We start from the raw sequence: 13,928 nt of genomic DNA on the forward strand, positions 1-13,928 counted from the left end.
CTACTGCGACAGGCTTTGCGCCAGACGCATCAATTGCACAGCCTCTGTCCGATAGCCAAAGGCATCTTCTCCGCGATTGGCATTGGCCAGCGCAATCGCGTCCGCATAGGACCAATCGCCCAAGTATGGATTATCGCGCAAAAGCTGCCCGAAACCGGCAATGGCGATGGCAAATTGCGCTTCGGCGTTTGCCGCGCCTTCACTAGCCATGATCGGCGTTTCAAGCAGTTGGCTGATGTCTGCACCCGGTTCTTTGTAACGCAGTTTCAGAAAGCCAAGCTCGTCACTGTCACCGGCCACAGTCGTTTCGCCATAGCGCAACGGATCGGAAAGCTGCGCCGGGCTGCCCACTGGCGTCACTTCGTAAATTGCCGTGACGCTGTGACCCGCGCCAAGTTCGCCCGCATCCACCGCATCATTGTTGAAATCCTCGCGGGCAAGCGCACGGGTTTCGTAGCCAATCAAGCGATATTCAGCGACAGCAGCGGGGTTGAACTCAACCTGCACCTTCACATCGCCAGCGATGGGGAAAAGCGCGCCGGTCAGTTGATCCACCAGCACCTTTTGCGCCTCTGACAGCGTGTCGATGTAGGCCGCAGTGCCGTTGCCGTTCTGGGCCAGCGCCTGCATCGTGGCGTCATCCAGATTACCACGCCCAAAGCCCAGCACAGACAGATACGTGCCGGTGTCGCGCTTGTCGGCAATGAAGTCGGTCAGCGCCGCCGGATCGGACATGCCGACGTTGAAATCACCGTCGGTGGCAAGGATCACGCGGCCAATCTCACCGTCTGCGGCCATCGCCTCGGCAGTGGCATAGGCCTGTTCCAGTCCGCCTTGACCGTTTGTTGATCCGCCAGCGCCAAGCTGCATCAAAGCGGCGACGATCATCCCCTTTTCAGAGGCGGGCGTCGGGGCCAGAACCTGACCCGCGCTGCCCGCATATTCAACGATTGCCACTTCATCTTCGGGGCGCAGGTTGTCCAGCATCAGCATGAACGACTGGCGCAGCAGTGGCAGTTTTGTCGGGTCATCCATGCTGCCGGATGTATCGATCAGAAAAACTAGGTTGAGCGGCGGACGATCCTCGACCGCTGGCATCTGGCCCTGCAGACCAATGTGGACAAGCTGCGTATCCGCGTTCCATGGCGTGCCCGTCACAGTGACAGTCGGGCGGAACGGGGCCTCATCTGCGGCGGGGTCGGGATAGGCGTAGGGGAAATAGTTGATCAACTCTTCCACACGCACGGCATCGGCTGGCGGCAGTTGGCCGCGCATCAAAGACGACCGCACCAGCGCATAGCTTGCCGTATCCACATCAATCGAAAACGTCGAAACAGGCTCTTCCGATGTGATTTTCAGAGGATTTTGCGCCGCATTCGCAAACTCTTCGGTGTCGAGCGCAGGTTGCACGATCACATCCGCAGGGACTGGTGCCGCGACCATTGGCTCTGACAGCATCACCTCGGACTGAAGGCCCGTGGCGGACATTCGGTCAGTGGCACCGGCGTCAGCCACTTCGGTTTCTACCACGATCATCGGGGCCTGAGGCACAAGTGCATCTTCGTTTGCCGTGACAGTGGCCTCGTTGCGCGCCCGTTCCAGATCATCGGCAAGGTAACCGTCTGCCTCTGCCACAGCTTGATCAATGGCGCGTTCTTGGGGTGTTTGGGCCGGTGCGGTGTCGGCGGGTGTGCCAAGAGAAAGTTTCGCCTCGTCGCCAATATCGGCCAGCGGGGCATCGCGCCACAAATCCTGACCCATCGGGGTTACAAACAAGAACCCGGCCGCAACAAGTGCCGTGGTTGCGGTCAGCCCGCCTTTGGTTGTCATTGCATCAAACATCTTTTTCACTCCTGTCCAAAGCCCGCTTGGGGCGGTTACAGAAGTGGGACGCGCCGCATCCTGCGATCCTTGGAGCGCGTCGAAATTTTTCTGCGCAAGCGCGAGGTTTTCCGCGCGACGTGCAGGATCAGGGCGCGGGGTTGCATCGGCCATCATCGCCTTGAGATCATCAAGATCGTCACCACTCATTGTGCATCCTCCATTTCCCGCAGGGCGCGCAGCGCCTTTTTTGCTTCCGACACGCGCCAGCTGATCGTGCCTTCGCTGACCCCCAGCACCTCGGCGGCTTGGGCGTGTGTCATGTCATCGAGCACCAGTGCCAGCGTGTCGCGCAGGTCGTCGTTTAATTGGCCCATGGCTTGCGTGAGCCAGTCAATGCTTTGTGCCGTTTCGGCGTTGGCCGCAGTGCGTGCCGTTTCCCAATCGCCCCAACCTGTTGTGGCTTTTGCATACGTTGCCTGCCTGCGTCTGCGATCATGGGCGGCGTTTACCGCGACCTTGTAAAGCCATGTTGTCACCTTGGCCTTGCGTTCATAGCGACGCAGCTTGGAGGGCAGGGCGGCGCAGATGTCCTGACACAGATCCTCGGCCTCCACCCGCGCACCAGTCAGGCGAAAGCAGAACGCGAACAAGCGGTCGTAGTGGCGATCAAGCAGGCTGGCAAAAGCCTGTCCGTCCCCATTGGCCGCCGCCGTGGCAAGGTCTTCGTCGCTGGTTGTCATACGCATCACGGTGGTTCGACGCAGCCCGTGCGTCAATCCTTGGCGTGAGTGCCGAAAAAAATGTCAGGCGGCGTTCAGCGCCAGTTCACGGGTGGCCAGCATCGCCTGTGCCGCTTTCGTGTAGGTTGCGCTGACGGGGAGTGTGCGGCCATCGGAAAGCGTTGCCAGATGACGCGGGCCGTCCCGTTCCAGCTTGACCAGATGACGCGCAGCAACCCAGTGCGATCTGTGCACCCGCTGTCCGGGAAGGCCCGCAATCTCGTCCAGTGCATCGGCAAAGCGGATCAACAACATCTCTTTGCCTGTCGTCGTGGTGACTTCGACGTAATGATCCTGCATGGACAACGATACGATATCGCGTCCCAGTTCAGCCGTCAGACGCTTGTGAAACGGTGTGACGATCTCGGGAGGGGCAGGTTTGATGGGCATCTTCCAGTCGACATATTCCAGCCCACCGATCGCAACGCCCAGCACGACAATCTGCGCCCATTTCACAAAATAGTTGAAGTCGGTCAGCGCCGCGGGGCGGTAGACATCATTGACGAAAATCAGAATGGCAAGGCTCGGAATGGCCGCGATCATCGCGCCAAAGATCATGCGCACCCATTGCGGCATGCCAGCCAGATAATGCGTCGCAAGCGCGACAGTGATCGACACGTGCATGAAAAAGCCGATGCCGATCATCAGAATGGTCCAGTAGACAAACCGCTTGCCAAGGGTCAGATCACCGTAGGTTCCAAACGGTCCCAGCGTGATCAGCAGAACCAGCGCAAGAAACGACACGGCTGCTTTCTTCTCCCAGGAAAAACGTTTGATAATTTGGCGCATCGCGAATTTTGAATCTCTGAAATTTGACGAATTCCGCGCATATTTCACGAAAAGACCTTTGATAACAAGGAATTTTCATGGCTTCATCTAGGCAGCAGTCAGTGAGTGGCCGCGTCTTGAAAACAATGCATCTTTGATGACCTAAACATTTAACCAATTCCGTGTCCGCCGGCCCACAATCACGGGTTGAGGCCGTGGCAGATACAAAAACGGCGGCACCCGATGGGGATGCCGCCGTTTTTTTGCTTAATGCGTGGGTCGGGTCAGACCGACGTGCAGATGTACTTCAATTCCATGTAGTCATCCATGCCGTGGTGGCTGCCTTCGCGGCCAAGGCCCGATTGCTTGACCCCACCGAATGGCGCAACCTCGGTCGAGATGATGCCGGTGTTCACACCCACAATCCCGTATTCCAGCGCCTCGGCCACCTTTGTGACGCGGCTCAGGTCGTTGGCGAAGAAATACGATGCCAGACCGAAAATCGTATCGTTGGCCTTTGCGATAACATCGTCCTCGTCGGTGAACTTGAACAGGGGCGCGAAAGGGCCGAACGTTTCGTCCGTGCTAACTTTCATATCCTGCGTCGCATCGGTGACGATGGTGGGCTGGAAAAACTGACCGCCCAGCTCGTGCTCTTTACCACCGGTCAGAACCTTGGCCCCCTTGGACAGCGCATCCTCAAGATGCTCCTTCACTTTATCAACGGCATCGGGCTCAATCAGCGGTCCAAGGTTGGTGCCTTCCTTCAGGCCATCACCGACCTTGAGATCCTCTACCGCTTTTTTCAGCTTCTGTGCAAAGTCGTCATACACCCCCGCCTGCACATAGATCCGGTTCGCGCACACGCATGTCTGGCCGTTATTGCGGAATTTGCACGCGATGGCGCCTTCCACGGCGGCGTCAATGTCAGCGTCGTCAAACACGATGAACGGTGCATTTCCGCCAAGCTCCATCGAGCATTTCATCACCTGCTCGGACGCTTGTTTCAGCAAGATGCGCCCGACCTCGGTTGATCCGGTGAAGGTCAGCTTGCGCACGATGGGGTTTTCGCAGAATTCCTTACCGGCCTCGGAAGACGATGTGGTCGTCACAACCGAGAAGAGCCCCTTCGGCACGCCGGCTTCCTCGGCAAGTTTGGCCATCGCCAGCGCCGACAGCGGGGTGAGTGACGCAGGGCGCACGACAAAGGCGCAACCGGCGGCAAGGGCAGGGGCCACCTTGCGGGCGATCATGGCGTTGGGAAAGTTCCACGGCGTAATGCCAGCGGCCACGCCGATGGGCTGCTTGATGACCGTGATGCGTTTGTCGGCCATGTGGCCGGGAATCGTTTCGCCGTAGGTGCGCTTGGCTTCCTCGCCGAACCATTCCACAAACGATGCGCCGTAAGCCACCTCACCGCGCGACTCTGACAGGGGCTTGCCCTGCTCTGCCGTCATGATCTGCGCCAGATCTTCTTGGTTTTCCATCATCAGGTCGAACCACTTGCGCAACACCTTGGCGCGGTCCTTGGCAGCCAGTGCGGCCCAGTCCTTTTGCGCGGTTTCAGCGGCGGCAATGGCATCGCCAATCTCGCTGCGGGACAGATCGGCCACCTTGGCGATGACATCGCCTCGCGCGGGGTTTGTCACATCAAATGTCTTGCCATCTTTGGCATCGCTCCATTTACCAGCCACATAGGCCTGCGTGCACAGCAGGTCGGGGCGCGACAGGATTTTCTCAAGATCGGTTGTCTGGTCAAGCATCGGTCTTCTCCCTTAGAGTTTGCCCCATAAGGTCAAAGGGGCCGCACTTCGTAAAGCCCTAACACCCAACTGGACGGAGCGTTGCATTGGAACTGGACGAAGCCTACGCCAACGGCAAATATATTGCGGGCGGTGACGCCTATCCCGACAAGTGGTCTGCGGCGGCAAAGGCATTTCGTGACAGCACAAATGCAACGCTGGATGTGTCTTACGGGCCATCAGACCGGCAGCGGTTTGATCTTTTTCAACCCGACGGCAAGCCGCGCGGTGTCGTGATCTTTGTACATGGCGGCTATTGGCTCCATTTCGACAAATCAAGCTGGTCGCATCTGGCAGCGGGCCCCTTGGCACACGGGTGGGCTGTTGCGATGCCGTCCTACGATTTGTGTCCGGATGTGCGGATCAGCGACATTACACGTCAGATCGCAGCGGCAGTTCAGGCAATCGCCGCGACGGTGGCGGGGCCAATCAGGCTGACGGGCCATTCGGCTGGTGGTCATCTGGTGGCGCGGATGCTGGACCCTGCGATAGCGGGCGATTGGATGCACCGCGTCGATAAGACGGTGCCAATCTCGCCGCTGGGTGACCTCGCGCCACTGCTGCGCACCTCCATGAACGCCGATCTGGGGCTTGATGAGGCCGAGGCGCAGGCCGAAAGTCCGATCCATCAGGCAATCCCGCAAAGCAGCGTCACGGTTGTTGTCGGTGCCGACGAAAGGCCTGCGTTTATTGAACAGGCGAATGGCTTGGCCGCCACATGGAGTGAGGCATGCCACATCGAACCGGAACGTCATCATTTTGATATCGTGGAATTGCTGGCCGAGCCTGACAGCAGCCTGACCCGCATCCTGTTGGGCTAGATCACCGGCTTGTCGACCGCCGTATCAGGGTCGCCCGTATTGGGCGTCCCGCTGGGTTCGATCAACATCAGATGCGCCTCACCGCGTGCAACGGGGCGATGCTCAACCCCCGCAGGCACCACACACAGCTCTCCCTCCTGCAACGTGACAACCTTGTCGCGCAGTTCGATATCAACCGATCCGTGAAGGCACAAAAACAGGTCGTCGGTGTCGGGATGGCTGTGCCAGACAAATTCACCTTCGACCTTTACCACCATGATATCATTGCCATTGTAGCCCGCAACGATGCGCGGCGACCAATGGTTATCAAATTGGCTAAGTTTTTGCGCCAAATTCACTTTGTCGGTCATATATCCACCACCTGTGGCCCGAGATACGTCAGGATTTCAGTGTCTTGCAGCGTGTAAGGCAAGCCGCCAAAGGCGGGCTCTGCCACGATAATCAGCGTGTTCTGTCCGTCGATCTCATCCAGCAGGCCTGCCACCGTGTCATCATCCAGAAATTCCGACAGCCTGTCGCGGTGCGTGCCAAAGCTGACCTCGACATGATCGGTATCAATGAACGCCTCTGGCTGGTCACGGGTCAGCGCTTCTGGCAGATCACCTATCGCATCATAGCAATAGGCGCGGGCGGCGGCCTCATCACGGAAATCACCGGCCAGAAAATGGATGCGGCCCTTGCCGCCAGGCAGCGCGCGTGGCCGTTCAGGGGCAGGGCGGCCACGAATGGCGCGGCGAAGGTTTGTCCAGATCGACATGCGGCGCATCGTGCGGCCAACGGCGTGCAATGTCACGTGCGAAAATTGGCTTGCCACGCGCCCCAGCCGCGCTTTAAGCACAACCCGAGCCGTGACGATGGCGTCGTCACAGGCAGCAATGCCGCTCGGGTCAATGGCCCATCGTCCTGAACGCCGGGACCTTATTGATTTGAGGTCTGAATCCTATGTCCACACGCAATCAGTTCCACCGTTTTCATCAGGGCGAAAAGACCCTGCCGTTTGCCGATGCCGAATACGAAACCCGCCTGTCTGGCCTGCGCAAAATCATGGCCGACCGCGGCGTCGATGCTTGTGTGCTGACGTCGATGCACAACATCGCGTATTATTCGGGTTTCTTGTATTGCACCTTTGGTCGCCCATACGCGCAAGTCGTTACGAAAACTGAGACGGTTACGATCAGTGCGGGCATCGATGCAGCCCAGCCGTGGCGGCGCGGCTTTGGCGACAACATCACCTATACCGATTGGGAGCGTGACAATTACTGGCGCGCAATCCTGTCGGTGACCGGATCAGGCAAAGCGATTGGATACGAAGGCGACCATCTGACGCTGGTGCAGTCAGGCAAGCTCAACAGCTTTCTGGCACCGTCCAAAACGCTTGATATTGCTGGCGATACGATGGTGCAGCGGATGCACAAAAGCCAAGCCGAACTGGATATCATTCGCCACGGCGCAGCCGTCGCTGACGTGGGTGGTTTTGCCATCCGTGACGCGATCAATGCGGGCACCCGAGAGATTGATGTGGCGATGGCGGGCCGCGACGCGATGGAGCTTGAGATTGCGAAACGCTTTCCCGATGCCGAATACCGCGATACTTGGGTCTGGTTTCAATCCGGCATCAACACGGACGGGGCGCATAACCCTGTCACTGCACGGAAATTGCAGGTCGGCGATATCCTGTCGCTGAACACCTTCCCGATGATCTCGGCCTATTACACCGCGCTTGAACGCACCTTGTTTGTGCGCGAGGTGGATGATGCCAGCCTCAAAATCTGGGAGGCCAATGTTGCGGCCCATGAATACGGGATGAGCCTGCTGCAACCGGGCGCGAAATGCTCGGAAGTTACCGCCAAAATCAACGCCTTTTTTGAAGAGCGTGATCTGCTGCAATACCGCACCTTCGGCTATGGCCATTCGTTTGGTGTGCTGTCGCACTACTATGGCCGCGAGGCGGGGCTGGAACTGCGCGAAGATATCGACACGGTTCTGGAACCCGGCATGGTTATCTCGATGGAGCCGATGCTGACGATCCCCGAAGGGCAGGCCGGTGCCGGTGGCTACCGCGAGCACGATATTCTGTTCATCACCGACGATGGCAACGAAGATATCACCAAATATCCCTACGGGCCGGAAACCAACGTCGTCGGATAACCTGTTGGTGCGCCATTATTTGCCGCCGCGCGCGGGTCAGCATTTCCTGACTGTGCGGCGGCAGAGAATCATGCAACTTTCGACCTGTTCGCGCGTTTTGCGCATACATGTTGCGATCACGTCCTTGTGGTCACGCCTTCGCTAGTCACGTTTTGCGCTTTGCAATCTGTGTGCTAAAGGGGGCTATTCTGTATTAAGGTGCTGCCATGCCTGTTAAATCTTTATCCCGCCGATCCTTTACGGCCATGATGCTCGCGTCGACTGCCGCGGCCTGTGGTCCCCGTGTGCCTACCTCTAACCCCGCTGCGCGTGCTGCAGTGTCGTTTGCGCCGGGCTATGCCCCGCTTGCGGACGAAGGGTATGACCTGCCGGGCATCCCGCCAGAGTTCACACAAGGCATCAACCGCCGCATGTCCGGCGAGTATCTGGGCGAACAGCCCGGCGGCACGATCGACGTCGATCCCTATGCCAAGTTCCTGTATCTGGTGCGCAATGACGGGTCCGCCGTCCGCTATCCAGTTGGTGTGGGCCGTCAGGGCCGGTCCATCAACGGTGGTGCCACCATCAAGCTGAAGCGCAAGTGGCCGGGCTGGACCCCAACCGCCAACATGCTGCGCACAGAGCCTGAGGTTTACGAGCCGTTCCGCTCTGGTGTGCCGGGCGGCCTGAGCAGTCCGCTGGGTGCGCGCGCGCTTTACCTTTATCGTGGTGGCCGCGACACCTATTACCGCATCCACGGCACCAACGACCTGCAATCGATCGGCAACTCCGGGTCTGCGGGCTGTATCCGTATGTTCAATCAGGATATTATCCACCTGTACGAACAGGTTGAAACGCCGATGACCGTGCACATCCGCAGCCGCGCTGAATCGCTGCGCGTTGATCCCGAGAACTATGAGCGTGGCGTGGAATTGCCGCCCACCATCCTGAGCCGGGAAGAGGTGTTTGGCACCGACAACCCCGCGCTGGACGATCTCGACATCTTTGATCAGGGGTAAAACCACGCCCTTGGGCTGGTTTTCCTGACTTGCATCATCGCCTGAACCGCGCAGTCTGTGGCTGCGCGGGTTTACCATGGTTCTGCCTAAAAATTGCCCGCGTTATCCGTTGAATACGGGTGACGTGGATTTGTATAGTGATGTAACATTTCCTACATAAAGAAAAACAACGGACCTTTCAGGGGGATTTCATATGGCCGATTTCGACGCACAAATTCAGCAAAGCCAGGCGCAGGTCGCCGAGGCGCAGTCCAAGATTTCCGAGCTGACAAGCCGGATCGAAACCGCCCGCCAGAAGATGGCACAGGGCACGGATATCAGCGTCGATATCGAAAACGCCTCGCTTGAGGATGTGCACGCCCACACCGAATTGATGAACGCCAATATCGCCGAACTGATCATGGGTCTGGACGATGTGACCTCCGCCTTTTCGCGCGATTTTGACGAGATGCGCTCCAAGACCGGCATGGAAAGCTTTATCGGCTTCTTCTCCAAGGCGAAGGCCGACAGCATGCGTGAAGAGCGGATGCGCACCGCGTCGGTTGATGACAAGCTGCAAGACCTGATTTCCAAGTCCGACGTGATCACCAAGCTTTTGCAGAACCAGTTGGCCGTGCTGAACGAGCAGAAGTCATCGGTTGAAAGCAACCTGACCGGCACGCTGGACGAGCGCGAAACGACTGTGGGCGAGCTTGAAACCGTGCGCGCCGACATTCTGGCGATGGACCCGAAGATTATCGCGCTGGAAGGCAAAATCTCGGTCGAGCAGGACGCCGCCGCGCGCACCAAGCTGGAAACCGAACTGGCCGAGCTGAACACCAAATACAACGAGCTGGTGCAGCAGGAGCAGGTGCAGCTTGCGAAAAGCCAGACGCTTGAGCGTTATATCGAAAAGGGCAAAACCTGGATCGACTCGCTGCAAAACCAGGCGGCGACGCAGATGGTCCTGATCAACAAGTTGGAAACAGATACCAAGCAGCGTGTGGTCCTCTATGATGCGCTGTCCAAGTCGTTGAAAACGGCTCAGCAGCAAGACGTTGCCCACCAGATCAACGAGATCGGCGTGCAGACAGACCAAGAGGCGCAGACCGCGATGGCAGCCATTGGTTCCGCGACGAACGCCCGCATGGCCGACATGCTCGAAGCGCACGAGGATCACATGGTCTTTGCCCGCGAGGTGCTGGAGCAGAAGGCGAAAGCGGATGAACGCTTTATCCGCCGCTTCCAGAAAATCGTGGAGAAGCACGATAGCAACCAGTATGGCGATCAGGCCTAGATCATTGCTGCATGGTAGGGCGGGGTTTGACCCCGCCATCCGGCAAAGGCGGGGTCAAACCCCGCCCTACGATGAAGATGGGACTGCACGTGGCTAAATCCGACCTCGCCCTTGATCACTTCAGGCTTGAAGATACCCGCATCACGCGGCGCTATTTTGGCAAGTTTGAGCGGATCACTGGCCATATGAACAAGGTCGCGGCCACGATGGAGGCCGAAGACCGGCTGGACCGGCGCGATATCACCGCGATTGCCCGCTATATCGTGGGCCTGAACCTGACGTTCCGGTCGCTGGCGCATAAGTATCATTTCTCGGGCCGGTTCGAGCATGCGGGCCAGTTGACATTTGATCGCATCGAAAGCGGTTTTCCCGTCTATCAAGAACTGCTTGAGATGGCGAATGATGCGCTTCAGGCTGAAAAGCACTTACAAACGATGCCAAGTGCGGATGCGCTCAAGGATCAGATGGTGCGCACCATCGTGGGCGAACAGGCCATCCCGACCAAGCTGCAATATGCGCTGTCCCAGCGGCTTTACTACGAAGAGTTGCTGAAAGGCGGGCAGTTTTGGGCGCGCAATGATCCTGAGGCGATCTGGATCAAGAACGAAGGTCTGCGGCGGCACTTTCAGGTGCATTGGGCGGTCTATGACAGCACGGTGAACCTGCCCGTGATCTATCTGATGGACCTTGAGGATACGGGTCGCACCGGTCTGCCCAAAGACCAGCAGCGCTGGCCCGAAGTGCAGGCGCATCTGATGGCGCAAAGCATCCACGGGCTTAAGCTGATGACGATTGCCACCGGCTTTGACGAGGATTTTGACGATCTGCATCCCGTGCGCCTGCGCCGGTTCCATATCGGCCCGATGTATAGCCATGCCTTTACCCGCCAGTCCGGCCCGCTCCGCGAGGTGCTGGAGGCGGCCAACAGCCCTGTCGGGGAAGACTGGGCGATGGTCTGGACAGAAGAAGATCTGATGTCCGAGCGGACCGAGCATGTCAAATCCGGCTGGTTCGGATCGGTGGAACGCCAAATTTTCGCCCGCGATCCGTTCGAGGGGCCGGCTGGCGACGCCGGTGTGTCGCGGATGGAGCGGTCACTGATTATGCCCGAACGCCCTTATCAGGCGCTACGTGAACGCAATCCGGCAGGATTTCGGGATGTGCGCAAGTTTGTGGTCAGCGATAGCGGCCGCGTGCTGAGCTACAGATAGCGCGGCCTTTGAGTATTTTGAAAAAAGCGAGTTAAGAGAATGAGCCAGACAAGCGATCAGATGGAACTGCGCGAGGAAGAAATTCGTGGCCATTATGCGGCGGCGCTCGATCTGCTGGACGGCTTTGATCATAGCCCGCGTGTGGCGCAGGGAACCGCGTCCGCTACGCCCGAGCGATCGTCAGGTGTCGGCACGCGCCGCGCATTCAGGTCGACCACGCCCGGTCTGGCCACACGTCGCACGGTGCGCAAGGAAGGCATCCAGCTGACCACGCGGATCGAAGCGGTTGAGGGTGGTGACGGCCTGACCTCGCCACTTCAGGCCCATGTCCAGCAAGGGTTGCGCCGCGCCATTGCGATTGCGCTGGCCGTGGCCGAACAGTTTGCGGAACGCACTGCGCTCAAAGACATGAAGCGCGCCAATCTTGAAGGTGGCCTGTCTGACGGGCAGCGGGCGGAATTTTCCGAACTGCTGACGGCAGAGGCGCTGGTGACGCTTTATGTTTTCGGCTCTGCCACGTCGTTTTTTCTGGGCAGCCACGCCACCGAAGAAACAGTCGAAATCGGTGATGTGGAAGAGGTGCTGACCGACAACGGCCAACTGGCGCTGCACGGCGCGTTGTGGGAGTTGGATCAGGACATTGCCAAACATGCCGCGTCAGAACCGAAACTGATCGCCACGATCCTCGCGTTTTGCGAGGCGCTGATGGACAAGGTCGCGGGCCGTGCCAGCACCGCCGCGCGGCTTGAGCCGTTCAACGCTGCAAGCTGGCGCGTTGAAGAGGACGAATTTGTGGTCGACGGGTTCAGCCCTGCGCGCAAGGGTAAGTCCAAGACCCTGACGATGACGTTCAAGAAACCGAACGAGGTCGTGGGCAACCACATCGCCAAATATCAGGCGATGAAACTGGCCAAGATGGTCATGGCCTATGACTTTGACCGGCGGCTGAACCCGTTTGCCGAACTGGGCGGCTTTATCTTTACGTTCATGGGGGATGGCAAACCCGGCACCGGTAAAACCACACTGATCCAGATGATGGCGGGCCTGATCAACGACTACTGCCAGACGGCGGGCTATGCGTTCAATTACCAGAACCTGAGCACCGATAACATCGACAGCTATCAGGGTAAATCAGGCCAGAACGCCAAAGCGTTTATCAACAATATCCTTGATCCGCACGCCATCGGCTTCGGCACCATCGACGACATTGACCAGCTTGCCGGTAAGCGCGGCGACAGGCAATCATCGGCGGGGCAGCTAGAGATTACCGCCGTGCTGATGGAGAGTTTTGCAGGCGCGAATACGGTCGTGCGCGGCAACTGTACGTTCGGTATGTTCTCAAACTATCCCGAAAACGTGGACGATGCGCTGCGCCAGCGGGCAGGGGCGCGTTTCCTCGTGGACGGGCCGCAGACGCGGGATGATTACATCGACATCCTCTATCTGCTGATGGGCAAGAACCACGATATTCCGGTGGGGGAACACGAAGTATTCTCTGCTCAGGAAATCAAGAAGGCTGTCGCGAAATCGTTCGAAGGTCACGCCCGCCCGCACGAGGAAGGGCTGATGCGCGTTTTTGACCGCGTGCACGACCAGATCGGCGAGTTGGACACGATTGCGAAACTCGGCACCTACCTCAAAGGCATTCAGGAAGCGGACGAACGCTTTACCGGCCGCGCGATCAAGAACATCACGGATGCAGTAAAGGTCCGCGCGATGGACTTTGAACTGCCGGACGAATGGATGGAGAACCCCGAACTGTTCCTGTTCAAGGACTACGACGCAAAGAAGGCGATGATTTCCGAACTGCGCGTGCCGATCACGGTGGATATGGTGATCCAAGAAATCAACCGCTACGCCGATAGCGAATTCCGCTATGCCGATAAATCCGACGAGGTGGCCATCGCCAACATGGTGCGCGAATTTGAGCGTCAGGAAGAGGCCAAGCGCCGCTATCTGGAGCAAAAGGGATGAGCAGCCTTGCCGTGCCCATGATCTTTCTGGCGCTGATGGGCTGGCTTGTGCCCAAGCTGCTGTCGATGGTCATGCCCGAGGGCGTGCGCCCGCTGATGGTGCTTGGCCTCATCGCCACGCTGTTGATGTTTGTGATCAGCGGTATCTTTTTCTTCGGCCTTTACGTGGCGCAGGGGACACCTCTAGCTGCCTTGTTCGAACCGGGCATCGCGCCCACGATCCTGTATTTCGGGCACCTTGGGCTGACAGCGGCGATTGTCTGGGCCCCTATTCTGATTTTGTCTGTCGCCAGCCTGCCATCGGGTTGGACACAAGAAACATGGTAGC

General features: G+C 58.5%; 13 protein-coding genes. 7 read left to right on the forward strand and 6 right to left on the reverse strand.

The genetic code is table 11. The annotated features are described in order from the left end of the window. The 4 genes from V8J84_RS05855 to V8J84_RS05870 all read right to left on the reverse strand — a co-directional run bounded on the left by V8J84_RS05855 (window position 1) and on the right by V8J84_RS05870 (window position 5,134). Window positions 1-2,031 carry a vWA domain-containing protein gene (locus V8J84_RS05855; protein WP_339928931.1) on the reverse strand — a complete coding sequence of 677 codons (2,031 nt, stop codon included), beginning with the start codon at window positions 2,029-2,031 and terminating at the stop codon, window positions 1-3. Then, window positions 2,028-2,564 (reverse strand): RNA polymerase sigma factor, encoded by a 537-nt coding sequence (locus V8J84_RS05860; RefSeq protein WP_339929099.1) that lies wholly within the window; start codon window positions 2,562-2,564, stop codon window positions 2,028-2,030. The genes V8J84_RS05855 and V8J84_RS05860 overlap by 4 nt, the downstream gene beginning before the upstream one ends. 63 nt (window positions 2,565-2,627) lie before the next feature. Continuing rightward, window positions 2,628-3,347, reverse strand: a complete 720-nt coding sequence (locus tag V8J84_RS05865) for a LytTR family DNA-binding domain-containing protein (RefSeq protein ID WP_339928933.1) — start codon at window positions 3,345-3,347, stop codon at window positions 2,628-2,630. A gap of 308 nt (window positions 3,348-3,655) precedes the next feature. Next, window positions 3,656-5,134 (reverse strand): NAD-dependent succinate-semialdehyde dehydrogenase, encoded by a 1,479-nt coding sequence (locus V8J84_RS05870; RefSeq protein ID WP_339928935.1) that lies wholly within the window; start codon window positions 5,132-5,134, stop codon window positions 3,656-3,658. Window positions 5,135-5,220: 86 nt separating this feature from the next. On the opposite strand from V8J84_RS05870, the gene V8J84_RS05875 reads away from it, so the two are divergent. Next, window positions 5,221-5,994: an alpha/beta hydrolase gene (locus V8J84_RS05875; RefSeq protein ID WP_339928937.1), complete on the forward strand. Its 774-nt coding sequence runs from the start codon at window positions 5,221-5,223 to the stop codon at window positions 5,992-5,994. On the opposite strand, the gene V8J84_RS05880 is transcribed toward V8J84_RS05875, so the two are convergent. Both V8J84_RS05880 and V8J84_RS05885 read right to left on the reverse strand, forming a co-directional pair. Next, entirely contained in the window at window positions 5,991-6,344 is a 354-nt protein-coding gene (locus tag V8J84_RS05880) for a cupin domain-containing protein (RefSeq protein WP_339928939.1), read from the reverse strand. The genes V8J84_RS05875 and V8J84_RS05880 overlap by 4 nt on opposite strands. Then, complete coding sequence (locus V8J84_RS05885; RefSeq protein ID WP_339928940.1) at window positions 6,341-6,787, reverse strand: hypothetical protein; 447 nt, start codon at window positions 6,785-6,787, stop codon at window positions 6,341-6,343. Before V8J84_RS05885 ends, V8J84_RS05880 begins: the two co-directional genes overlap by 4 nt. A gap of 149 nt (window positions 6,788-6,936) precedes the next feature. On the opposite strand from V8J84_RS05885, the gene V8J84_RS05890 reads away from it, so the two are divergent. From V8J84_RS05890 to V8J84_RS05915, 6 genes are all read left to right on the forward strand, one after another. Next, complete coding sequence (locus V8J84_RS05890) at window positions 6,937-8,142, forward strand: aminopeptidase P family protein (RefSeq protein ID WP_339928942.1); 1,206 nt, start codon at window positions 6,937-6,939, stop codon at window positions 8,140-8,142. Between the two features lie 206 nt (window positions 8,143-8,348). After that, on the forward strand, window positions 8,349-9,140 hold the full coding sequence (locus V8J84_RS05895) for a L,D-transpeptidase (RefSeq protein ID WP_339928944.1): 792 nt from the start codon (window positions 8,349-8,351) through the stop codon (window positions 9,138-9,140). Between the two features lie 193 nt (window positions 9,141-9,333). Next, complete coding sequence (locus V8J84_RS05900; RefSeq protein WP_339928946.1) at window positions 9,334-10,416, forward strand: hypothetical protein; 1,083 nt, start codon at window positions 9,334-9,336, stop codon at window positions 10,414-10,416. A gap of 77 nt (window positions 10,417-10,493) precedes the next feature. Continuing rightward, complete coding sequence (locus tag V8J84_RS05905; protein WP_339929101.1) at window positions 10,494-11,627, forward strand: hypothetical protein; 1,134 nt, start codon at window positions 10,494-10,496, stop codon at window positions 11,625-11,627. A gap of 39 nt (window positions 11,628-11,666) precedes the next feature. Next, window positions 11,667-13,601, forward strand: a complete 1,935-nt coding sequence (locus V8J84_RS05910; protein ID WP_339928948.1) for an AAA family ATPase — start codon at window positions 11,667-11,669, stop codon at window positions 13,599-13,601. Next, complete coding sequence (locus V8J84_RS05915) at window positions 13,598-13,927, forward strand: hypothetical protein (protein WP_339928950.1); 330 nt, start codon at window positions 13,598-13,600, stop codon at window positions 13,925-13,927. The genes V8J84_RS05910 and V8J84_RS05915 overlap by 4 nt, the downstream gene beginning before the upstream one ends. Window position 13,928: the final 1 nt, after the last annotated feature.

This window comes from Yoonia sp. 208BN28-4 (assembly GCF_037543925.1).
In the GTDB taxonomy this organism is placed as follows: Bacteria; Pseudomonadota; Alphaproteobacteria; order Rhodobacterales; family Rhodobacteraceae; genus Yoonia.

Bases quoted from the DNA above. Each gene is read 5' to 3' on its own strand.
- V8J84_RS05855 (WP_339928931.1), bottom strand. From the start codon at position 2,031: ATGAGTGGTGACGATCTTGATGATCTCAAGGCGATGATGGCCGATGCA.
- V8J84_RS05860 (WP_339929099.1), bottom strand. From the start codon at position 2,564: ATGACAACCAGCGACGAAGACCTTGCCACGGCGGCGGCCAATGGGGAC.
- V8J84_RS05870 (WP_339928935.1), bottom strand. From the start codon at position 5,134: ATGCTTGACCAGACAACCGATCTTGAGAAAATCCTGTCGCGCCCCGAC.
- V8J84_RS05880 (WP_339928939.1), bottom strand. From the start codon at position 6,344: ATGACCGACAAAGTGAATTTGGCGCAAAAACTTAGCCAATTTGATAAC.
- V8J84_RS05890 (WP_339928942.1), top strand. From the start codon at position 6,937: ATGTCCACACGCAATCAGTTCCACCGTTTTCATCAGGGCGAAAAGACC.
- V8J84_RS05895 (WP_339928944.1), top strand. From the start codon at position 8,349: ATGCCTGTTAAATCTTTATCCCGCCGATCCTTTACGGCCATGATGCTC.
- V8J84_RS05900 (WP_339928946.1), top strand. From the start codon at position 9,334: ATGGCCGATTTCGACGCACAAATTCAGCAAAGCCAGGCGCAGGTCGCC.
- V8J84_RS05905 (WP_339929101.1), top strand. From the start codon at position 10,494: ATGGGACTGCACGTGGCTAAATCCGACCTCGCCCTTGATCACTTCAGG.
- V8J84_RS05910 (WP_339928948.1), top strand. From the start codon at position 11,667: ATGAGCCAGACAAGCGATCAGATGGAACTGCGCGAGGAAGAAATTCGT.
- V8J84_RS05915 (WP_339928950.1), top strand. From the start codon at position 13,598: ATGAGCAGCCTTGCCGTGCCCATGATCTTTCTGGCGCTGATGGGCTGG.